The sequence below is a fragment of the Rhodoblastus acidophilus genome (assembly GCF_900187365.1).
Taxonomy (GTDB): domain Bacteria; phylum Pseudomonadota; class Alphaproteobacteria; order Rhizobiales; family Beijerinckiaceae; genus Rhodoblastus; species Rhodoblastus acidophilus.
In genome coordinates this window covers 276,159-297,896 of record NZ_FYDG01000004.1, presented here as the reverse complement: position 1 = coordinate 297,896, position 21,738 = coordinate 276,159, and the positions used below count along the sequence as shown (strand labels likewise).

21 protein-coding genes are annotated in these 21,738 nt (G+C 66.8%); 17 read left to right on the top strand and 4 right to left on the bottom strand.

Annotation, left to right across the window (positions count from 1 at the left end):
- Positions 1-54 precede the first annotated feature (54 nt).
- From CFB24_RS11345 to CFB24_RS11335, 3 genes are read left to right on the top strand one after another with little or no spacing between them, the layout of a single operon-like run.
- Entirely contained in the window at positions 55-342 is a 288-nt protein-coding gene (locus CFB24_RS11345; RefSeq protein WP_088520714.1) for a DUF5076 domain-containing protein, read from the top strand.
- A 58-nt stretch (positions 343-400) separates the two neighbouring features.
- A complete protein-coding gene (gene lipA, locus CFB24_RS11340; protein WP_088520713.1) occupies positions 401-1,387 on the top strand; it encodes a lipoyl synthase in 987 nt (328 codons plus the stop codon).
- Position 1,388: 1 nt separating this feature from the next.
- Positions 1,389-1,841, top strand: coding sequence for a type II toxin-antitoxin system RatA family toxin (locus CFB24_RS11335; RefSeq protein ID WP_088520712.1), 453 nt, complete (start codon positions 1,389-1,391; stop codon positions 1,839-1,841).
- 927 nt (positions 1,842-2,768) lie between these two features.
- Here the strand turns inward: CFB24_RS11335 and CFB24_RS11330 are convergent.
- Positions 2,769-2,930: a Flp family type IVb pilin gene (locus CFB24_RS11330; protein WP_088520711.1), complete on the bottom strand. Its 162-nt coding sequence runs from the start codon at positions 2,928-2,930 to the stop codon at positions 2,769-2,771.
- Between the two features lie 269 nt (positions 2,931-3,199).
- Here CFB24_RS11330 and CFB24_RS11325 point away from each other — a divergent pair, with 269 nt between their 5' ends.
- The 3 genes from CFB24_RS11325 to CFB24_RS11315 all read left to right on the top strand — a co-directional run bounded on the left by CFB24_RS11325 (position 3,200) and on the right by CFB24_RS11315 (position 7,542).
- Positions 3,200-3,988, top strand: coding sequence for a TOBE domain-containing protein (locus CFB24_RS11325; RefSeq protein ID WP_088520710.1), 789 nt, complete (start codon positions 3,200-3,202; stop codon positions 3,986-3,988).
- Between the two features lie 111 nt (positions 3,989-4,099).
- Positions 4,100-5,653: an undecaprenyl-phosphate glucose phosphotransferase gene (locus CFB24_RS11320; RefSeq protein ID WP_088520709.1), complete on the top strand. Its 1,554-nt coding sequence runs from the start codon at positions 4,100-4,102 to the stop codon at positions 5,651-5,653.
- A 65-nt stretch (positions 5,654-5,718) separates the two neighbouring features.
- On the top strand, positions 5,719-7,542 hold the full coding sequence (locus CFB24_RS11315) for a cation:proton antiporter domain-containing protein (protein ID WP_088520708.1): 1,824 nt from the start codon (positions 5,719-5,721) through the stop codon (positions 7,540-7,542).
- Positions 7,543-7,548: 6 nt separating this feature from the next.
- On the opposite strand, the gene irrA is transcribed toward CFB24_RS11315, so the two are convergent.
- Positions 7,549-8,022 carry an iron response transcriptional regulator IrrA gene (gene irrA / locus CFB24_RS11310; protein WP_088520707.1) on the bottom strand — a complete coding sequence of 158 codons (474 nt, stop codon included), beginning with the start codon at positions 8,020-8,022 and terminating at the stop codon, positions 7,549-7,551.
- A gap of 328 nt (positions 8,023-8,350) precedes the next feature.
- Between irrA and CFB24_RS11305 the strand changes: the two genes are divergently transcribed.
- The 10 genes from CFB24_RS11305 to CFB24_RS11260 all read left to right on the top strand — a co-directional run bounded on the left by CFB24_RS11305 (position 8,351) and on the right by CFB24_RS11260 (position 18,553).
- Entirely contained in the window at positions 8,351-9,379 is a 1,029-nt protein-coding gene (locus CFB24_RS11305; protein ID WP_088520792.1) for an FAD-dependent oxidoreductase, read from the top strand.
- A complete protein-coding gene (gene thiS / locus CFB24_RS11300) occupies positions 9,348-9,545 on the top strand; it encodes a sulfur carrier protein ThiS (RefSeq protein WP_088520706.1) in 198 nt (65 codons plus the stop codon). The genes CFB24_RS11305 and thiS overlap by 32 nt, the downstream gene beginning before the upstream one ends.
- Before the next feature lies 1 nt (position 9,546).
- Complete coding sequence (locus CFB24_RS11295) at positions 9,547-10,326, top strand: thiazole synthase (RefSeq protein WP_088520705.1); 780 nt, start codon at positions 9,547-9,549, stop codon at positions 10,324-10,326.
- Positions 10,323-10,928 (top strand): thiamine phosphate synthase, encoded by a 606-nt coding sequence (locus tag CFB24_RS11290; RefSeq protein WP_088520704.1) that lies wholly within the window; start codon positions 10,323-10,325, stop codon positions 10,926-10,928. The genes CFB24_RS11295 and CFB24_RS11290 overlap by 4 nt, the downstream gene beginning before the upstream one ends.
- A gap of 24 nt (positions 10,929-10,952) precedes the next feature.
- Entirely contained in the window at positions 10,953-13,433 is a 2,481-nt protein-coding gene (locus tag CFB24_RS11285) for a heavy metal translocating P-type ATPase (protein ID WP_338064181.1), read from the top strand.
- 191 nt (positions 13,434-13,624) lie between these two features.
- Complete coding sequence (locus CFB24_RS11280) at positions 13,625-13,843, top strand: heavy-metal-associated domain-containing protein (protein WP_088520702.1); 219 nt, start codon at positions 13,625-13,627, stop codon at positions 13,841-13,843.
- A 150-nt stretch (positions 13,844-13,993) separates the two neighbouring features.
- Positions 13,994-15,418, top strand: a complete 1,425-nt coding sequence (gene ccoG / locus CFB24_RS11275) for a cytochrome c oxidase accessory protein CcoG (RefSeq protein WP_088520791.1) — start codon at positions 13,994-13,996, stop codon at positions 15,416-15,418.
- 133 nt (positions 15,419-15,551) lie between these two features.
- Positions 15,552-16,304, top strand: coding sequence for a coiled-coil domain-containing protein (locus CFB24_RS11270; protein ID WP_088520701.1), 753 nt, complete (start codon positions 15,552-15,554; stop codon positions 16,302-16,304).
- Between the two features lies 1 nt (position 16,305).
- Positions 16,306-17,988, top strand: coding sequence for an OmpA family protein (locus tag CFB24_RS11265; RefSeq protein ID WP_088520700.1), 1,683 nt, complete (start codon positions 16,306-16,308; stop codon positions 17,986-17,988).
- A gap of 58 nt (positions 17,989-18,046) precedes the next feature.
- The gene (locus CFB24_RS11260) at positions 18,047-18,553 is read left to right on the top strand and encodes a Rab family GTPase (protein WP_088520790.1); all 507 of its coding nucleotides are present in this window, start codon (positions 18,047-18,049) and stop codon (positions 18,551-18,553) included.
- 9 nt (positions 18,554-18,562) lie between these two features.
- On the opposite strand, the gene CFB24_RS11255 is transcribed toward CFB24_RS11260, so the two are convergent.
- Positions 18,563-18,979 (bottom strand): DUF1489 family protein, encoded by a 417-nt coding sequence (locus tag CFB24_RS11255; protein WP_088520699.1) that lies wholly within the window; start codon positions 18,977-18,979, stop codon positions 18,563-18,565.
- Between CFB24_RS11255 and CFB24_RS11250 the strand changes: the two genes are divergently transcribed.
- Entirely contained in the window at positions 18,978-19,799 is an 822-nt protein-coding gene (locus CFB24_RS11250; RefSeq protein WP_088520698.1) for a DnaJ domain-containing protein, read from the top strand. The two genes, CFB24_RS11255 and CFB24_RS11250, sit on opposite strands and share 2 nt — an antisense overlap.
- Before the next feature lie 57 nt (positions 19,800-19,856).
- Here the strand turns inward: CFB24_RS11250 and CFB24_RS11245 are convergent, their stop codons facing one another.
- A complete protein-coding gene (locus tag CFB24_RS11245) occupies positions 19,857-21,503 on the bottom strand; it encodes a serine hydrolase (protein WP_088520697.1) in 1,647 nt (548 codons plus the stop codon).
- Positions 21,504-21,738 lie beyond the last annotated feature (235 nt).

Sequence of the window (21,738 nt, the reverse complement as noted above, 5' to 3'; positions counted from 1 at the left end):
AGCGTGCGGCGCCCTGGCGAGCGCGTCGCATCGGTTGCGCGCAAAGGAAAGTTGATGTCGCACGAAAAGATCGAATTGTCCGTGCCTCCTGATGTCGAAGAACATGGCGGGGCCGAAATCCTGCGTTTGTTCATCTGCAATGGCGCGTTGACGCTTTCGATGCAGCGCGCCTTCGAGCAACCGGACATGTGGGGCCGCCTGCTGGCCGAACTGGCGATGCAGGTGGCGCAGGTCTATGCGCAGGAAACCGAGATGAGCGCCGGGGAGGCGCTGGCCGAACTGCGCGTCGCGCTGGAGGCCGGGCTCGACCGCGTGTCGTTCGAGCCGCCGCCAATCAATTGAGCCATTTGACAGAATGACCTTGGCCGCGCATGACAGAATGACAACGGAACCTTGCACCATGCCTGTCGTGATCGACCTGCTCAATTCCGACCCGCGCAAAGATGCCCCGAACGGAGGCGACGAGCGCCCGCGCCATCCCGAAAAAGCCCATCGGCCGGATCAGCCGGTGGCGCGCAAGCCGGACTGGATTCGCGTCAAGGCGCCCGGTTCGGCCGGGTGGGCCGAAACCCGCTCCATCCTCAAGGCCAACAAGCTGGCCACGGTGTGCGAGGAGGCCAATTGCCCAAATCAGGGCGAGTGTTGGGACCGGAAGCACGCCACCTTCATGATCATGGGCGAAATCTGCACCCGCGCCTGCGCCTTCTGCAATGTCGCCACCGGCCTGCCCCATGCGCTCGACCCCGCCGAGCCCGCGCATATCGGCGAAGCCACCGCGAAACTCGGCCTGCGGCATGTGGTGGTCACTTCGGTCGATCGCGACGATCTCGCCGATGGCGGCGCCGCGCATTTCGCCGCCACCATCGCCGCCATCCGCCGTCTCAGCCCCGACACCACCATCGAAGTGCTGACCCCCGACTTCCTGCGCAAGCCCGGCGCGCTCGAAATTGTTGTGGCGGCCAAGCCGGATGTGTTCAACCATAATCTTGAAACCGTGCCGTCCAACTATCTCGACGTGCGGCCGGGCGCGCGCTATTTCCACTCGCTGCGCCTGCTGCAAAAGGCGAAGGAACTCGATCCGGAGATTTTCACCAAGTCCGGCATCATGGTGGGCCTGGGCGAGACCCGCAACGAAGTGCTGCAACTGATGGACGACATGCGCTCGGCCGACGTCGATTTTCTCACCATCGGCCAATACCTGCAGCCGACCAAAAAACACTTTCCGGTCAAGGAATTCGTGACGCCCGACGCGTTCAAGGCCTATGAAACCGTCGCCTATTCCAAGGGGTTTCTGCTGGTCTCGGCCTCGCCGCTGACCCGCTCCTCGCATCACGCCGGCGAGGATTTCGCCAGGCTGCGCGCGAAACGGCGGGGAGAGGACGCCTGACATGCCTTCGTTCCGCACCAGCCATGTGGTGAAACACGCGCCCGAGCAGATGTTCGATCTGGTGGCCGACGTCGAATCCTACCCCCAATTCGTGCCGCTGTGCGTCAACATCAGGATCAAGCGCCGCTTCCAGAATTCGGACGGAACCGAGGCGTTCGTCTCGGAAATGGAGGTCGGCTACAAGGCCGTCCGCGAGCGCTTCACCAGCCGCGTCGTGCTGAACCGCGCGGCGCGCCGCATTGACGTCACCTATGTCGATGGGCCGTTCAGCCATCTGGAAAACCGCTGGACATTCGCGGAGGCCGGTCCCGGCGCCTGTCGGGTGGAATTCTTCATCGCTTATGAATTCCGCAACCGCATGTTGGCGACGCTGATGGGCGGCATGTTCGACGCCGCGTTTCGCAAGTTTTCGTCCGCCTTCGAAGCGCGCGCCGATCAGATTTTTGGCGTCTGAAGCCGGTCTTGGAAGTATTCAGCGGTTTAATGAAGTATTAATGGGGTTGGCGTGGTCGGGAATTGCCTCTGCCCTCCAGGGGCGGCGGCCACGCGATCCATCCCGCCGCGGTTCGCTTTGCGACGGGCGCGGACGCTGGATGGGGCGTCGATTGTGGCAGGATGCTTGGGCCGGGCAGGGGCTTGGCGACTGTGTCCATGGAAGTCCACGCCAGCGTTTCGTCGCTGCGCAACCAACCCAAGACGCCCTCTGAAAAAGCGACGGCCCCGTCGCATGCTGCGAACGGGGCCTATATTCGCTCAATGGCGAATTCCGATAAAAATCAGAAACTTATGCGGCTTTTAACCGCGTATGGGCTACGTTGGGCTTTCTGATCTGCTACTCCCTTCGATTAGCTGCATATCCTCGAAGCGCGCAAGATTTGCGTGCATTTCGCCCATCAAGGGCCAAAGTTGGATGTGTACTGCGGTGGAGGCATGCTCCCGTTCCATCTTTCCAGCCGCGTCCACGCCAAGTGGATCGGGGCTCCAGGTCAGAGGGTCGATACGCAAGGGATCCGTGGCGTTTTAAGTCTCGAAACCAAGCTTGCGGGGAACGATCAGTTCATTGCGGCCGGTCGGGTTCGTAGCCCTGGGCGCTGACCTCATCTTGAAAGCGGCTTCGCACGTCTTTCAATCGAGGCTGCAATACATGAATACTGCCACTTTTTTTTACGCCGTCAACTGAAAAGTTTGGCGGCGCCAAGGCCTTGGAAAATGGCGCGCGCGCCCCGATCCCGAAGCCTTCGCGCGCGAACGGGGGTGGGCGCGGCCGCGAATTCGGCCCTCGCTTGGGCGAAAAATAAAAACGAAAACGCGCGCCCCGCGAGGCGCGCGCCCAAGGTTTGACTCTGTGAGGGTTCGGGACCCGCGCGGCGGCGGTTCCGGCTCAGTTGAGGCCGTTCGAAATTCTCACGAATTTTGCATTCAGCTTGGTGCCGACGGTGGTCAGCGTCGCAATGGCGACAACCGAAATCAACGCGGCGATCAAGCCGTATTCGATAGCCGTCGCGCCGGAATCGTCACAGAGAAAAGATTTGAGCAATCGCATATTTCGCCCCAGTTGAAATCACGGAGGACAGCCAGAGCTTGGCCGTCTGCGCGGGACAGGTGTAGGACCAAAAAGTTTCGCGCGTCTTTACGCAACGCCCGATAAATGACGGTAGCGTAACAAAACTTATCAAGGCCCTGCAAAAACGCGGAAAAAGGCCGGTCCTGCGCCGGGAGGGCGGTCGTGCGCCGATCGTGGAACAATTTCCGTCATGGGTCGGAATCGTGCTAGGCAATAGGGATCGCGCGACGCGACAGGGCCTTGGGCGCATGACGGAAAACAAGATCGACGCATTGTTGGCGCTGCATGGCGGCGGGCGCTTCCTGGTGGGGCGCGACCGCATCAAGCTGCTGGAGAAGGTCGCGGAATTCGGCAGCATCGCCAAGGCGGCCAAGGCCACGGGCTTCAGCTACAAGACGGCCTGGGATTCGGTGAACGCGGTCAACAATCTGTTGCCGACGCCGGCGTTCCACACCCGGCCCGGCGGCCGCTCCGGCGGCGGCGCCGAAGTGACGCCGGAGGGGCTGCGCCTGATCGCCACCTTTCACCGGCTTGAGGAAAAGCTGTCGCGCATCTCGAACCTCATCGCCGAAGAGGGGCTTGAGGGCCAGGAGGAGGCGCTGCTCTGGACCGTCGGCGCCCGGGTGAGCGCGCGAAACGTGTTTCAGACCGAAGTCACGGCGGTGCGGCGCTGGCCGGTCGATGTCGAGGTGACGTTGAGCGTCGCGCTCGACCAGCAGATCCACGCCATCGTCACCAATGAGGCCACCGACGATCTGCAACTCGCGCCGGGGCGCCGGGCGCTGGCGCTGGTCAAGTCCTCGTTCATCCGTCTTGCGCCGGTCGAGCGCGCCGAGGTCGGGCGCAATCACTTCGTCGGCGAGGTGAAGGCGCGCACCGACGCGGAGCGCAACAGCGAAATTCACCTCGACATCGGGCATGGCAAGACGCTTTACGTGGTGACGCCGCGCGAAACCGTCGAGGCGCTGCGGCTGGAGCCGGGCGGGCGGGCGGCCGCGGAGTTCGACGCCAATCACGTGATTCTCGCGGTGAGTTAAGAGATCAGCGGCGCCGCCGCGACGAAAAAATTTACTTTCCCTCAGTAGGTTTCGTCCGTTTTCCAGCGCGCCGGCCGCAGGGCGCCGTCGCGCGGCTGTTCGGATTTAGCCATGAGTCTGCCGCAACCGTCGTTTCCCGAGTTCGATGGCCCGCCGGATGGCGCGCGCGGCAAGGCTGAATTCTATTTCGCCGATCTGCGCGCCCTGGCGCGCCGGGCCGCGGTCGAAGCCGCGCAGCAGGACGCGCCCGCGCCGCGCGCCATTTCCCAGCCGGCGATCATCGGCGCGACGCTGCTGTTCGATTTATGCGCTTTCGTGGGGGCTGGCGTTCTGTCGCACATGCGCGCCCTGGGCGGCGATGCGCCGGAGCCGACTTTGCTGATCTGGGGCGTGGCCCTGGCGACCGCCGTGGGATTGTTCACCTTGCAGGCGCGCTGGACGTATACGATCCGCGCGCTGGCCGATTTTCCCCGCCAGGCCATGAATCTGGCGCTCGCCTTCGCGCTCGCCGTCGCCATCTGGGACGCCGATTGCGTGATCTCCGGCTTTGAACGGACGGCTTTTCTGCGGCAGTGGAGCCTGGACTGGTTCGCCTGGGGCGTCAGCGCCACGGTGGCGTCGCGCGCGGTCCTTGCGCCGCTGCTGCGGGCGTGGACGCGCCGGGGCGCGCTGGCCCGCCGCACCGTGATCGTCGGCGGCGGCGAGCAGGCGCTCGAAACCATTCGCCGCCTGGAGGAGTCCGGCAAGGGCGCGCTGGAAATCCTCGGCGTTTTCGACGACCGCAATCCCACGCGCCTGCCCGATGCGCTGGGCCGCTACCGCCTGCTCGGAACCTTCGACGACCTCGAAAGCTTCTGCCGCAACGCCCGGGTGGACCTGCTGATCATCGCCTTTCCGCTGACGGCGGAGCGTCGGATTCTGCACATTCTGCAAAAGCTGTGGGCGCTGCCGGTGGACGTGCGCATTTCCGCGCTGGGCAGCAAGCTGCGCCTGCGCGACCGCGCCTATAATTTCATTGGCGACGTGCCGTTCCTGCCGGCTTTCGACAAGCCTTTGAAGGACTGGGAGGTCGCGCTCAAGGCGATGTTCGACCGCTGCGCGGCGCTGGCGCTGATCGTGGCGCTGTCGCCGGTGCTGACGGCGGTGGCGCTGGGGGTGAAACTGTCCTCGCGCGGCCCGATCCTGTTCGTGCAGAAGCGCTACGGCTTCAACAACGAGGAATTCGGCGTTTACAAGTTCCGCTCGATGTATGTCGACCAGTGCGACTATTCGGCGGCCCATCAGGTCAAGCGCGGCGATTCGCGCGTGACGCCGTTCGGGGGCTTCATCCGCCGCACCTCGCTCGATGAATTGCCGCAATTGTTCAACGTGTTGCGCGGCGAATTGTCGCTGGTCGGCCCGCGTCCGCACGCGCTGAAATGCTCCGCCGCCGGACAGGCGTACGAGGCGGTGGTGGCCAATTATTTCGCGCGTCATCGCGTCAAGCCGGGCATCACCGGCTGGGCGCAGATCAACGGCTGGCGCGGCGAAACCGATACGGTCGAGAAGATCGAGCAGCGCGTCGCGCACGACCTGCACTATATCGAACACTGGTCGGTCTGGCTGGATCTTGGCATTCTGCTGAAGACGCCCTTTGTCGTGCTGACCGGAAAGAACGCGTTCTAGCGCGTTCGTCTCGCGGTCTGCGGTCGCCCTGCGCGCGAAAACCGCGGGCGGCCTTGATAAGGTCGATGCGAACGAATCAGCGGGGCGACGCGTTGGGCGAGACAAACACGATTGAGGTTTACAGCGATATTCTGGTGGTGCTGGGCGTCGCCGGAATCATCGTGCCGGCGCTGCGCCGCTGGGGCGTCAGCCCGATCCTCAGCTATCTCGGCGCCGGCGCGGCGCTCGGTCCGCTCGGGCTAGGCTCGCAGATCGGAAATTTTCCGTTTCTCTACTGGTTCACGGTGGTCAACCCGAACAGCGTCGCCGAGCTGGGCGAGCTGGGCGTGGTGTTCCTTCTGTTCCTGATCGGGCTGGAGCTGTCGATCAAGCGGCTCGTCACCTTGCGCCGGCTGGTGTTCGGGCTGGGCGGCCTGCAGGTGATCGTCAGCGGCGCGGCGCTGACCGGCGTCGGCGTGACGGCGGGGCTGGCGCCCACGCCGGCGGCCATCCTTGGGTTCAGCCTTGCGCTGTCCTCGACGGCGATCGTGCTGGAACTGCTGGCGGGGCAGGGCCGTCTGACCTCGGGCGTGGGGCGCCTGAGCTTCGCGGTGCTGCTGGCGCAGGATCTCGCGGTCATTCCGGTCATCGTGTTCATTTCGATCGCCGGCGACGGCGGCGGCGAGTCGGTGCTCGCCAGCATCGGCATCGCGCTGGCGAAGGCGGGCGTCGCCATCGGGGCCATCGTCCTGTTCGGACGATTCCTGCTGCGGCCGATGTTCCAGCTGGTGGCGACGTCGCGGTCGACCGAGTTGTTCATCGCCGCGGCCCTTTTCGTGATCATCGGCGCCGGGCTGCTGGCGCACGCGGCGGGCCTGTCCATGGCGCTCGGCGCCTTCGTCATCGCGCTGATGCTGGCGGAAACGGCCTATGGCAAGGCCATCGAAGTCGCCATCGAGCCGTTCAAGGGCCTGTTGCTCGGCGTGTTCTTCTTCACCGTGGGCATGAAGATCGATTTCCGCGAATTCCTGCGCGAGCCGGTGGCGCTGATTGGCGTCGTGCTGGGGCTGATCGCCTTGAAGACGCTGATTTTCGCCGGTCTGGCCGCCGCGTTCCGCGCGCCCTGGCGGGTCGCCCTCGAAACCGCGCTGCTGCTGGGGCCCGCCGGCGAATTCGCCTTCGTCAGCATCGGCATGGCGGTGGCGCTGCATCTGCTGCCGGCGCCGGCGGCCAGCCTCGTCCTCGCCGCCGCCGCCGTCACCATGGCGCTGACCCCGTTGCTGGCTATGGCGGCGCGGCGGCTGCCGAAAAAACCGGCCGCTCCCGCGCCGGTCGATTCGAGCCTGATGTTTCAGGCCGCGGCGGGCGACCGGCGCGCCATCGTGGTCGGTCATGGCCGGGTCGGCAAAGTGGTGACGTCGCTCTTGGCCGAGCATGGCGTGAAATTCGTCTCAATCGACCATGACGCGGTCAGCGTGGCCCGCGACCGCCGCGCCGGGCGGCTGGTCTATTTCGGCGACGCGTCCGATCCCAAAGTGCTGGAGGCCATCGGTCTGAGCCAGGCGATTGGGGTGATCGTCACCATCAGTTCGCGCAAGACCATTGATGTGATTGTCGAGCGCGTCCGCGCGGTCCGGCCCGACGTGCTGATCGTGTCGCGCGCCCGCGACGAGGAGCACGCCCGTCGGCTTTACGCCCTGGGCGCCACCGACGCCGTGCCCGAAACCATCGAGGCCAGCCTGCAATTGTCCGAGGCGGCGCTGGTCGGATTGGGAGTCTCGGCCGGGCTGACCATCGCGTCGATTCACCAGAAGCGCGACGACTTTCGCCGCATTCTTCAGCAGGCCGCCAAACAGGCCGGGCGCGAGGAGACCCACGCCGTCAAGGCCAGCGCGGCCGGCCCCGGCTGAGTCGGCTCAATTGTCGTCGGCGAGCCGCACGATCACGTCCACGCCGACGATTCGCTTGCCGGGCGGCGCCTTGATCTGCAATTGATGGGTCACGTCCTGCTCCATGTCGAACAGCACGGAGTGGTCCTCGTCGTAATAATGACAATGCGAGCCGGTCTTGGTGTCGTACCAGACTTTGGCGCCATACAGCGCGATTTCCCGCAACAAGCCTGAGTCGGCGAACTGGTGCAGCGTGTTGTAAACGGTCGCGCGCGACAGCGGCATTTTCAGCGCCTGCGCCTCGGCGTAAAGCTGCTCGGCGGTGACGTGGCGGTCGCCCGCGACGAACAGCAGGCTGGCGATGCTGACCCTTTGCCGCGTCGGGCGCAGGTCGGCGGCGCGCAGCTTCTCGCGCACGAGACGGGCAAGCGCCCCGTTAACCCAGTCATAGCTTGGTTTGGCCGCTGGTGTGCCGACCCTGATTGTGGTTTGCGCCGTCATGTCCGCCTCTTTTATGTCACGATTAGCATGGTCGGTTGATGTTAGAAAGACTCTAAGTTTGTTGTCCTTGATCTAAAGCAAGCCGGGCGCCACGTCCGCTCTTGACGATCCGCCGCGACGCGGCCAAATATCGAGCCAGCCAAGGGGAGCCCCGGCAGGGGGCTGAGAGGCTGGCGGCGGCGCGCAGGCGTCGGCCCGGCGACCCTCAACGAAGCCGAGGGGCTTCACACCTGATCCAGTTCGCACTGGCGGAGGGATGGCGCGAAACGACCCGGCTGAATCCGCCAGCACGAGCCTTTCCGCGCCGGAAACGCGGGAGGTTGGGGTTTTGCTCATCAGAATCATCGGGGCCGGGGCGGCCGGGCTGACGGCGGCGTTCGAACTGCTGCGTCAGGCCGAGGCGCTCGGGCGCGACATCGCCGTGGAGATCGTCGAAAAGGCCGAAGGGCCGGGGCGCGGCTGCTCGCATTACGCCGGCGGCATGATCGCGCCGTGGTGCGAGGCCGAATCGACCGAGCCGATCGTCGCCACGCTCGGCGCCGAGGCGCTGGAGTTCTGGACCGAGACGTTTCCGGTGGCGGAAAAGCGCGGCAGCCTCGTGGTGGCGCCGCGCCGGGACCGGCCCGACCTGATTCAGTTCTCCCGCCGCACAACCCATTTCGTCACGCTCGACCGGGAGGGAATCGCCGCGCTCGAACCCGATCTCGCGGAAAATTTCGATTTCGGCCTTTATTTCGAGGCGGAGGCGCATCTCGCCCCGCGCGAGGCGCTGGCGAAACTGGCCGAGGCGCTGGCGGCGAAACCCAACGCCACGCTCCGCTATGGCGTGGACGCGACGACGCTCGCTGACGACGCCGACTGGACGCTCGATTGCCGCGGCTTCGCCGCCAAGCCGGATCTGGCGGGCCTGCGCGGGGTCAAGGGCGAGATGATCATCATCCGCGCCCCCGACCTGAACCTCACCCGCCCCGTGCGCATGGTGCATCCGCGCCATCCGGTCTATCTGGTGCCGCGTCCCGACGGGACCATCATGGTCGGCGCCACCATGGTTGAGAACGAGGAGCGGGCGCGCGTCACCGCGCAAAGCGTGGTCGAACTGGTCAATTCCGCCTTCGCGCTCAATCCCGCCTTCGCCCTGGCCGAAATCGTCGAGACCGGCTCGGACGTGCGGCCGAGTTTCGCCGACAATCTGCCGCGCATCCGCCGCGAGGGCCGCCGGCTGTTCCTGAACGGCCTCTACCGCCACGGCTTTTTGCTGTCGCCGCCGCTGGCCAGCCGCGCGGCGCGCGTTGTGTTGGAAGACGCCCATTTCCCGGAGGTGATGGATGAAGATCGCGGTCAACGGCGAACAGCTTGAAGCGGGGGCGGCGACGCTCGCCGCGCTTCTGGCCGAACTGGAATATGATCCCGGCCTGGTCGCCACGGCGGTCAACGAGGTTTTCGTGCGCGCAAAAGACCGGGACTTTTGCGCGTTGAAGGAGGGCGACAAGGTGGAAGTCTTGAGCCCCAGGCAGGGAGGATGAGATGAACGATCCCCTGAATTTCTACGGCGTCACGCTGCAGTCGCGGCTGCTGGTCGGCACGTCGCAATATCCCTCGCCGGCCATTCTCGCCGACGCCCTCGCCGCGTCGAAGACCGAAGTCGTCACGGTCTCGCTGCGGCGCGAGGCGGGCGGTTCGCGCGCCGGCGAAGGGTTTTGGGGCCTGATCCGCGAGACCGGCCTGCGCGTGCTGCCCAACACCGCCGGCTGCCGAACGGTGAAGGAGGCGGTGACCACCGCCCATATGGCGCGCGAGCTGTTCGCCACCAAATGGATCAAGCTGGAGGTGATCGGCGACGACGACCTGCTCGCGCCCGATCCGTTCGGTCTGGTCGAAGCCGCCCGCATCCTCTGCGACGAGGGGTTTGAAGTCTTCCCCTACATGACCGAGGACCTGCTGCTGGCCGACCGGCTGGTGGAGGCCGGCTGCCGGGTGCTGATGCCCTGGGCCGCGCCGATCGGCTCGGGCCGGGGCCTCAACAATGTGTTCGGGCTGCGGGCGTTGCGCGCGCGCTATCCCGACATTCCCCTGGTGATCGACGCGGGGCTTGGCGCGCCGTCGCAGGCGTCGCAGGCGTTCGAGCTCGGCTTCGACGCGGTGCTGCTCAACACGGCCATCGCCAAGGCCGGCGACCCCGTCGCCATGGCCCGCGCCTTCGCCCTGGCCTGCGAGGCGGGCCGCACGGCCTACAAGGCGCTGACCATCGAGCCGCGCGACATGGCCGAGCCTTCGACGCCGGTGTTGGGGCGCGCTTTTACATGAAGCTCGACCCGTTCTATCTGGTCGCCGATCACGTCGGCTGGCTGCGCCGCCTGCTGCCGTGCGGCGTGAAACTGGTGCAGTTGCGCGCCAAGAACATGGATGAGGCGCGCCTGCGCGCGGAGATCGCGGAAGCCCGCGATCTCTGCAAGGCGCATGGCGCGCAGCTGATCGTCAACGATTACTGGCGCCTCGCGCTGGAGTTGGGCTGCGATTTCGTCCATCTGGGCCAGGTGGATCTGGCCGCCGCCGACGTCGCCGCGATCAAGGCGGCGGGCGTCAAGCTCGGAATCTCCACCCATGACGAGGCCGAATTGGCCATCGCGCTGGCCGCGCAGCCGGATTATGTCGCGCTCGGCCCCATCTTCCCGACCCGGCTCAAGAACATGCCCTGGGCGCCGCAAGGCTTCGACAAGCTCGGCCTGTGGCGACAGAAAGTCGGCGGCCTGCCGCTGGTCGCCATTGGCGGGCTGACGCCGGTGCGCGCGCTGGACTGTTTTAAGGCGGGCGCCGACAGCGCGGCGGTGGTGACCGACATTTCCCTCAACCTCGACCCGGAAGCGCGCTGCCGGGAATGGGTCGAGGCGACGCGGCTTTGCCGATAAGCAAGCGGAATTCGCCGCCGCGCCGTGGCGAGTCCCACCGCGAGGGTCCATATTGACGGCATGAATATCCACGCGAAATCAGCGACCCGCACGCTGGACATCGGCGGCATGACCTGCGCCTCCTGCGTCGCCCATGTCGAAAAGGCGCTGAAATCGGCGCCGGGCGTGCGCGACGCCCGCGTCAATCTCGCCACCGAACGCGCCGAGCTGGATTTGGGGCCGGAGGCCGACCTCGCCGCGCTGGCCAAGCGCGTCGAGGCGGAGGGCTACGAGCCGCGCCGCAAGACGTTCGAGATCGGCGTCAAGGGCATGATGTGCGGCGCCTGCGTCGCCCATGTCGAAAAGGCGCTGCAAAAAGTGCCCGGCGTGCTCAAGGCCAGCGCCAATCTCGCCACCCATCGCGCCACCGTAGAAACCCTTTCGGGAACGGTCGATTACGCCACCCTGGCCGCCGCGATCCGCGCCGAGGATTACGAACCCACGCCGATCGAGGCGCAGAACCCGCTGGCCGACCGCGCGGCGGAAGCCGCCGTTTTGCGCCGCAACGTGCTGCTGGCGGTCGCGGGCGCCGCGCCGGTGGTCGCGCTGGAAATGGGCGCGCATCTGTCGCCCGCTTTCGAAATGTGGACGCATCATGCGCTCGGCCATCAGGCCGTGATGATGCTGGCCGCCGCGCTCACCACTTTTGTGCTGGCGGTCCCCGGCCGGCGCTTCTTCACCCTGGGCTTCGGCTCGCTGCGGCGCGGCGCGCCCGACATGAACGCGCTGGTGGCGCTGGGCGCGGGCGCGGCCTATCTCTACTCGCTGCTGGCGACCTTCGCGCCCGACGTGCTGCCGGAGGGCGCGCGCCACTCCTATTTCGAATCCGCCGCCGTCATCGTCGCCTTCATCCTGTTCGGGCGCTGGCTGGAATCGCGGGCGCGGGGGCGGGCGGCTGAGGCCATCGCTGGCCTCGCCCGGCTGCAGCCGAAAATCGCCCATATCCGCCGCGACGGCGCGACGGTCGATCTGCCGGTTGAGGAAGCGCAGGTTGGCGACCTCATCGAAATTCGTCCGGGCGAGCCGATCCCGGTCGATGGAGTGGTCGTCGAAGGCGCCAGCCATGTCGATGAATCCCTGATCACCGGCGAGAGCCTTGCGGTGGCGAAAAAGCCCGGCGATTCCCTGGTGGGCGGCGCGGTCAATCAGGCCGGTTTTGTCGTGATGCGCGCCGAAAAGGTCGGCGAGGGCACGGCGCTGGCCGGCATTGTGCGGCTGGTCGAGAGCGCGCAGGGCGCCAAGCTGCCGATCCAGGCTTTGGCCGACAAGGTCACGGCGGTGTTCGTGCCGGTCGTGCTCGCTCTGGCGGCGCTCACGTTTACGCTCTGGATGGTTTTCGGGCCGCAGCCGGCCCTGGCGCTGGCTTTGGTCAATGCGGTCAACGTGCTGATCATCGCCTGTCCCTGCGCCATGGGGCTGGCCACGCCCGCCGCGCTGATGACCGGCTCGGGACGCGGCGCCGAACTCGGCATCCTGTTCCGGCGCGGCGACGCCTTGCAGCGCCTCGCCGAGATCAAGACGCTGGCGTTCGACAAAACCGGCACGCTGACGCTGGGACAGCCGGCTTTGGCCCAGATCGCCCCGGCCTCCGGCTTCGCGGACAACGACATTCTCGCGCTCGCGGCGGCGGTGGAGGCGCGCTCGGAACATCCGCTGGCCCGCGCGCTGCTGGCGGCGGCGCAGGCGCGCGGTCTGTCTGTCCCGGAGGTCGCGGATTTCGCCTATGAGCCGGGGCTCGGCGTGTCCGGCCGTGTGGATGCGCGCAAGATCTCGGTCGGCTCGACGGAATTGATGCAGGCGCTTGGCGCCGATGCGTCCGCGCTCGCGGAAACGGAGCGGACCCAGGCGGGGCAGGGCGCCAGCGTGTTCTATATCGCGGTGGACGGCGTCGCGGCCGGCCTGTTCGCCTTCGCCGATCCGCCGCGGCCGCAATCGGCGGCGGCGGTGGCGGCGCTGAAAACTTTGGGCGTTGCGCCCGTCATGCTCACCGGCGACCGCGAGGCGACGGCGCGGGCGATCGGCGCGCGGATCGGCGTGTCGGACATCGGCGCCGGTCTCAAGCCCGAAGGCAAGGTGGCGGCGTTGCAGGCTTACGCGAAGAACGGGCCGGTGGCGTTCGTCGGCGACGGCGTCAACGATGCGCCGGCGCTGGCGGCGGCCGACGTCGGCCTCGCCATGGGGACGGGAACGGAAATCGCCCGCAACAGCGCCGAAGTGGTGCTGGTCGGCTCCAACCCCGAAAAGGCCGCGACGGCGGTGGCGCTGTCGCGGGCGGTGCTGCGCAACATCAAGCAAAATCTCGCCTGGGCCTTCGGCTATAATATCCTGCTGGTTCCCGTGGCGATGGGCGCTCTGTATCCGGTCAACGGCGTACTGTTGAACCCGGCGTTCGGCGCGGCGGCCATGGCGCTGTCGAGCCTGTTCGTACTCGGCAATGCGCTGCGGTTGCGGACGTTCAAGGCGTGATGATGATGACCGGGCTAGTAAAGGAAAAAGATGACGCGATGGTTCCGCTTTGTTCTCCTTTAATGACCAAGCTGTGACAATATAGCCGGGTTATCAGACTTATACACAGGGGCGCTTGACGTAAGTTCTTACACTGTTCTTTCGTTAACATTTAAACGAAAAGTCTCCGAGTAACCCAAAGGCAGGCAAGCATGACCACGAGCGGCGCAACGAATTTTCTGGTCGAAGGCATGAATTGCGGCAAGTGCGCCGCGCGGGTGACCAAGGCGATTCAGGCTCAGGCGCCACACGCCCAGGTCGAGGTCGATCTGGCGAGCAAACGCGTCAGCGTCACCCCCGCCAGCCCCGACCCCGAAGCTTTGGCGCAGGCCATCACCGAGGCCGGCTATCCCGCGCGTCCCGCCGCCTGAGGCCTCGCCTCGGCGGTCATTGGTATAACATTCGAATTCGTTGATATCCGCATTGAAACGGCGTACATGCTGCGCGGGATCAATGCGGGGGGGACCGGGCTGCGCGCACAGTCCCGCCGGCTTCTCGCGCAGGCGCGTCAGGACATTGCGATGGAAGACGAAACCGTCATCACCGGCCCGCTCTACGAGGCCAAGAAGAAGGTCTATCCGCAGGCGACGCACGGCGCGTTTCGCACCATCAAATGGGCGCTGATGGCCGTCTGCCTCGGCGTCTATTACCTGATGCCGTTCCTGCGCTGGGATCGCGGTCCGAACCTGCCGGACCAGGCCGTGCTGATCGACATGCCCGGACGGCGGTTCTACTTCTTCTTCATCGAGATCTGGCCGCAGGAAGTCTATTATTTCACCGGCCTGCTGATCGTCGCCGCCATGACCCTGTTCCTGCTCAACGCGATCGCGGGTCGCGTCTGGTGCGGCTATTTGTGCTGGCAGACGGTGTGGACCGACCTGTTCTTCGCCGTCGAGCGCTGGATCGAGGGCGACCGCCGCACCCGCATGATGAAGGACAAGAAGGGCCTGACCTTTTCGCGCGTCCGCGAGATCGTCGCCAAGCATGCGCTCTGGCTGCTGATCGCGCTGCTGACCGGCGGCGCCTTCGTGCTCTATTTCGCCGACGCGCCCACGCTGCTGAAGCAACTGGCCACCGGCGCGGCGCCGTCCGTCGCCTATATCTGGGTCGGCATCCTCACCTTCACCACCTACGTCTTCGCCGGCCACATGCGCGAGCAGACCTGCGTCTATATGTGTCCCTGGCCGCGCATCCAGGCCGCCATGACCGACGAATGGGCGCTCAACGTCTCCTACGAGAGCACCCGCGGCGAGCCGCGCATGTCTCTGAAAAAGGCGGAACACGCCCACGAGCGCGGCGAAAAGGCCGGCGATTGCATCGATTGCGGCCAGTGCGTCGCGGTGTGCCCGACCGGCGTCGACATCCGCCATGGCTCGCAACTCGGCTGCATCCAGTGCGGGCTGTGCATCGACGCCTGCAACAATGTGATGAAGGAGATCGGCCGGCCCGGCAATCTGGTCGCCTATGACACCGACATCAACATCGCGCGCCGCGCGGAAAAGCTGCCGCCGATCTACCGGCCGATTCGGCCGCGCACCCTGATCTATCCGGTGATGATCCTGGCGGTGGTCGGGCTGATGGCGTTTAAGCTCGGCACCCGCTCGGACCTGTTCGTCAACGTGCTGCACGACCGCAATCCGCTGGCGGTGACCATGTCCGACGGCGCCGTGCGCAACGGCTACACAGTGCGCGTGCTCAACAAGCAGCCCAACGACCGCAAGGTGTCGCTCTCGGTCGAGGGCGCGCCGCGCCTGCAAATGTCGATCATCAACGACAAGGGGGGCGCCAGCGCGACCGTCGGCCCGGACCAGACGCTGGAGCTGCGCGTGGCGGTGACGGCGCCGGCGGATTCGGTTCCGGATCAGCCGGTCGACGTGGTGTTTACGGTGAAGGATGACTCCGGGGCCGCGACGGCCACGCACAAGGATCATTTCTTTCCGCGCTGAACCTGACGCTAGGTATAGTTAAAAAAAACTTGCGGCGCGGCGAAGCTTTCGTCGCGTCCCTTCTTGCGAGCGCGGGCGCAGCAGGAATAGAAAGCGTTAAGCGCGAACGGCGCGCCCTGCTCGGGAACAGATCATGACGGACATTGCCACCGGCGCCGCGCCGGCCGCCGCCGACGCCGAAATCGAGGAATTGCGCGAACTGCTGTTCGGCGAGGACAAGCGCGCATCCGACGGTCGGCTGGAAAAAATCGAGGCGCAACAGGCCGAATTGGACGCCAAACAGGGCCGGCTCGACGCCGCAATGGCTCAGCTCGACGCCCGGCAGGCGCGGCTCGACGCCAAACAGGCCCAGCTCGACGTCGCCCTGGAGCAACTCGACGCCCGGCTGGCGCAGTTCGACGCGCTGCAGGCGCGAATCGATTCGGCGTTAACCCAGTTCGACGCGCGCGTGTCGGACGCCGCCGCCCGAGTCGCGCAGATTGACGGCCGGGTCGGCCGGTTGAGCGGCGCCGTCTCCGCCTTCGAAGGCCGGATCGACCGCTACGACACGCGCCTCAGCCAGGGCCTGGGCGCGCTCAGCGAGGAAAAGCGCGCCGCCGACGCCGGGCTGAAGCATCTCGACGAGAAGCTGGAGCGGACCCGCGACGAGTTCGTCACCGCGCTCGATACGCGGCTGGAGCGGACCTTCGCCGCCCTCAGCGCGGGCGAGCGCGCCGTGGCGCCCCGGATGGAGCGGCTGGAGCAGACGCTCGCCGCGTGGGACGGCGACGCGATGACGCGTCTGGCGCGGCTGGAAAAGGCCGTCGAGGAAGACAAGCGCGAACGGGGGATTGGCGCCGCCATCAGCTATTCCCTGCGCAATTTCACCACCTATCGGGGACGCTGACATGGAAGCCGCACGCACCCAGTCCCCCGCCGACATCGGCAAGCTGAAACGGCTGCTGTTCGCGCCGGAACAGGCGAGAATCGACGCGCTGCAGAGCCAGTGCGAATCGTTCGCGCAGAAAATCGGCGACGACGCCCGTTTCGAGCAGACCACCGCCCAGGTCATCGCCGGCGCGCTGCGCCGGGCGGAGATCGAGCGGCACCGCGAATTGTCTTCCGCCATCGCTCCGTTGGTGGTGGCGGCGATTCGCAGCGAAATCGTCAATTCGCGCGACATGATGGTCGACGCGCTCTATCCGATCACCGGCCGCCTCGTCGCCGCCGCCGTCGCCAACGCCTTCCGCGATCTGGCCGAAAGCCTCGAAAAGCGCATTGATTCGCTGCTGTCGGGCCAGATGTGGAAGCTGCGGCTGCGCGCCTGGCTGACCCGGCGCCCGTTGAGCGAGGTGCTGCTGGAGGCCGCGCGCCGGCCTCAGGTGGTCCGGCTGCTGGCGCTGGAGCGCGACACCGGCAGGCTGCTGGCGAGCTGGCGCGCCGACGGTCAGGCCGACGATTCGGCGGAGCTGGTCAGCGGGCTGATCGCCGCGATCAGCCAGTTTTCCGCCCAGGCTTTCGCGCGGGAGCATGGCGAATTGCGCCAGCTCGACATGGGGCCGAGCCATCTGCTGCTGCGCGCCTCGGCCCGCATGCTGGTGGCGGCGGAATTTTCCGGCGTCCCCGACGCCGCCGACGAGCGCCGGATGGACGGCGCGCTGTTCGACCTGATCGGGAGCGCGCAGCCGCTCGACACGCAGGATCTCGCCCGCATCGCGCAGACTTTTTCGGCGCCGGCGGCGCCTCCGCCCTCGGCGGCGGCGCGCTATGTTCTGGCCGGGCTGGTCGTTGCGGCGCTGGCCGGCGCGCTCTATCTCCCGGTCAGCGACGCGCTCCGCTCTCGCCGGATCGACGCCGCCTTCGCCGCCGCGCGCGCGGCGCAAAACCTGTCGGGATGGCCGCTCGATGTTTCGCGCGAGAACGACAAGCTGGTGGTGCGTGGACTCGCGCCGCCCGACGCCGATCTCGACGCGCTCGCCAACAGTCTGGCCCCCGCGGCGGCGCCTGAAACGGTGGAGCTGCGGGTGACGCGGCTCGGCGGCGACACCGGCGCGATGACGCATGTCGCCACGCTGGAGGCTCGCGCGGCGCAGACCCATGCGGCGTTCGAGGCCCGCCTCGCCCATGCCGAGTTGGCGCTGTCGCAGACTGAAACGGCGCTGGCCAAGACCCAGACGGCGCTCGCCGCCGCCGAATCCTGGCGGGCCGAGCGCGAGGCCAAAGAAAACGCTCCGGCGGCGCGGCTGGCGCGCCTCGCCGCCGCCAGTCAGATCGTTTTCGCCGACGAAACCCGGCTCAAGGCGCCGGAGCAGGCGCGCGCCACAGTGGCGGCGCTGGCCGAGGCGCTCAAGGCCGGCGGCCGGCTGCGCGTGATCGGCTATACCGATGCCACCGGCAACGCCGACAAGAACCACGCGCTGTCGCTGGCCCGAGCCGTCGCGGTGACGAAGCTGTTGACCGAGGCCGGGGCGCCTGCGGATAGGCTGGTGGCCGTGGGGCGCGGCGACGAACATGCGGTGACCGACCGGGGCGGCGACGCCCGCGCGGACAACCGCCGCGTCGCCTTCGAGACGCTTGAGCCGGTTCGGTGAGCCGGCGTTCGCCGAACGGACGTCGCTTCGCTCGGAGACGCGCGTCGCCGGGGGCGCGATGAGATTTTCCGCGAAGGTCATGCTGCTTGGCGACATTGGCGTCGGCAAGACGTCGCTCGCCCGGCGTCTGGTGTTCGGCAAGTTCGACGCCGATTACAAGACCACCATCGGCGTCGATATTCTCACCCATGAGCTGAAACTGGTCGGCCGTCCCGAGGACGTCTGGGCCAAGCTGCTGCTGTGGGATACGGACGGGGACTTCGGCCACCACATTTTCAAGTCGGTCTATATTTCCGGCGCGTCGGGCGCGCTGATCGTGGCCGATAGCTCGCGGCCCCCGACCCTCGAAAAAATGTTCGCGCTCGCGGCCGGTTTCGCCGAGGCGGCGCCGGGCCGCCCGGTGCTCGGCCTCGTCAACAAGGCCGACATCGTCCGGCCGGATCTCGCCGCCCACGACCGGCTCGGCCTGCCGGAAGATCAGATCATGATCACCAGCGCCAAATCCGGCGAGAATGTCGCCGCCGCCTTCGAGGGAATCGCCGAAACGATCTACCGGCGGCGCTGACTCCGCCGTTCACAGCAGGCCAAGTTCGCTCAACTGGCGGCGCAAGTCTTCCGGCATTTCCGCGCCGCCGGCGTCGAGATCGGGCGGCGCGTCCTCCGGCTTCAGATAACGCCAGCCCTGAAAGGGGCGGCAGGGGCGGGGCGCCAGCGCCACCACCTCGTCGTCGAGTTGCAGCGCGCAGCGGCGCACGCCGTCGGAATCGGCGAAATCCTCCAGCCCCACCAGTTTTTGCCGCGCGCAGATCTGGCCCTTGATCACCCAATACAGCGAGCCGCCGTCGAGCAATTCCTCGGCGCGGTTCGGGCGCATGCGCGTGACATGGGCGTGGACCGCGCCCGGATTGTTTTGCGCGCGCAACAGAGTCCAGCGGCGCAGTTCGGCGACGGAGTCGATTCCAACGCAAAGTTTCAGGAGATGCAGAGGCATGGCGCCGTTCTACGCCGGGCTGGCGCGGGCGTCCATGCTGGCGCGCGCGGGCGAGAAGGACTATCTTGCGCCGCAATATCGAGCGGTCGGCGCGGGCCGACGCGTCATTCCGGTGGAGGCGACCATTTTTCTGTTCGGACTTCTGGCCTTGATTCTCGTGCTGTTCGTGCTGCGCGAAATGGGCCGCGCCTCGCCGGCGCGGATCGGCCTGGCGATGCGGCCGGCGCTGGCGGCGATGGCGGCGGGCGCCGCCGCGCTGGCGCTGGCGCGCGGCCATTTCGCCGTGGCCCTGGCGCTGGCCGGGGCCGCGCTGATGACGGCGGCCGGCAAAAGCCTGCACGCGCCCTTCTCCAGCTTCGCCAAGAGCGCCGGCGCCGCCGTGGATCTGGAGTTTGACGATCGCGGCGTCCGCGACGGCAAGATCCGCTCCGGCGGTTTTTCCGGCTGGAAGCTGTCGGAAATGTCCAAGGCCGAATGCATGGCCTTTCGCGCCGAACTCCACCGCGACGGCCTGCAGATGTCCGACCCGCAGACCCTATTCGCGCTAGAGGCTTATTTCGACCGCCGGTTTCCCGGATGGCGCGCGGCAGCTCAGGACGATGCGAACGCGGGCGGGTTCACCCCCCCCGGCCGCGTCGGCGAAATGAGCGAGGAGGAAGCTTATCAGACGCTGGGACTTCGACGCGGGGCGAGCGCCGAGGAGATCTCCCGGGCGCATCGCGCGCTCATGAAGGAACGTCATCCCGACCACGGGGGGACGACGGATGACGCGGCCCGGCTCAATCAGGCCAAGGACAGGCTCTTGCGGCGTCATAACTGACGACCTCCCACTCGGACACCAAGACAAACTTCCCAATTCAACCCCGACGCGCCCCGATCAGTTGCGCGTGGCGAAGCAGGAAAACCCGGAACTTTTCAAAGCTTTGCACGCGGCTTCGGCGCGGGACTCCTCAAGTCCGGCGAAACGGGCGCGATACATCGTGCCCTTGCCCTTGCGCACCGCCTCGGTATAGCCGCGCGCGCTGGCGAGCAGGCTCGACCTCTTTTCCTTGGCGCTCTTGATCAGCGCGGCGGCCTTGTCGGCGTTGTCGGTGGCGCCGATCTGAATGGTCCAGCCGGACACATTGGGCTTTTCCGAGGCGACCTCCTTCGGCTTCGCGGCCACGCTGTCGCTCTCCAGCGCGGCGACGGCGGGCTTGGGCTCGATGCGCGCGGTGAGCTTGGTCTTGATCGCGGGCGGGGAGCCGGCGATCCAGCGCATGCCGCCGGGGGTGGCGGCGCCGGCCGTCTCCTGGGCGGAGCGGGTCGAGCCGTCGAGCGCCGGGCGGGGCGCGGTGGCGGTGCGGTCGTCGCGGCTGATCCGTTCCTCGGGAATCGGCTTGGCCGGCGCGGGGGCGGCGGCGACATAGGCAGGGCGGGGCGTCGGCACCACGGCGGCGAGCTGCAGGCGCGGCGGCTCGGCCGGGGTCTTGTCGGCGACGGCGGGTTCGGGCTTGCGCTCGGGCTTGGGCTCGGCCCGCGCGACGGGCGCGGGTTCGGCGCGGCGCGGCGCCGAGTCCGCTTCGGATTCCGGCTCGCGGTCGGCGACCTGAACCGCGCCGCGTCCGCCGGCCTTGTCGAGATGGGTTTCGATCAGCCGCTCCATATAAGCGTCGCGGGAGGGCGCGCTCTTGCCGCCCATCACCACGCTGACCAAGTAGTGGCCGTCGCGCTTGACCGAGCTGAGCAGGTTGAAGCCGGAGGCGGCGGTATAGCCGGTCTTGATGCCGTCCATGCCCTCGACCCGGTCCATCAGGTGGTTGTGGTTGTGGATGCGCTGGCCATGCCAGGCGAATTCGTGCAGCGAGAAATAGCGGTAATAGCGCGGGAAGCGCGCCTGGATGTCGCGGCCGAGAATGGCCAGGTCGTAGGCCGTGGTGATCTGCTCGTTGTTCGGCAGGCCCGAGGCGTTGCGATAGAGCGTGTGCGTCATGCCGAGCGCATGGGCCTTGCGGGTCATCTCCTCGGCGAATTCGCTCTCGGTGCCGCCGATGGCTTCCGCCACGGCGACCGCGATGTCATTGGCCGATTTGGTGACGATGGACTTGATGGCGTCCTCGACGCGGATCGTCCGGCCGGGAGGCAGGCCGAGCTTGGAGGGCGACTGCGCCGCCGCATGGGCGGAAATCGGGATTTCGTCGTCGAGCGACAGCTTGCCCTTTTCCAGCTGCTCGAACAGCAGGTAGAGCGTCATAACCTTGGTGACCGAGGCGGGATGGCGGGGCGCATGCTCGTTCATGCCCCAGATCACATGCCCGGTGGCGCCGTCCACGGCGATGGCCGCGGTCGCCGTGCCGGGAACGCCGGCGGCGTGCTTGTGATGGCCGTGAGGACGGACGTGCAAATTGGCATGCGCGCGATGGCCGCCATGATGATGGCGCGCTTCCGCAGGGACGGAAATCGCGCTGACGGCGAACGCGATGACGAGGCTGGAGATCGCCGCGCGGGATACGAAGCGCGGGCCGCCGATGGAACTCTTAAACATACACCTATCCCGACGTGTACTGACGCAAGGTGCGCGAGCAAGTGGCCGCGCGGTAACTTGTTTCAAATTATCCCCAATGCGGTTACCTCCCCGTTAAAGCGGTTGCTGAACAAAAGGTTAATAAGTCATCGACCAAAGTCTTAGCTTGGCTAATGGTGCGGCGCACAATCAAATATTGACTTTTTTTGTGCAGCGCATATAAAACGCGAGGGAACACGGGGAGCGCGTTCTCTTC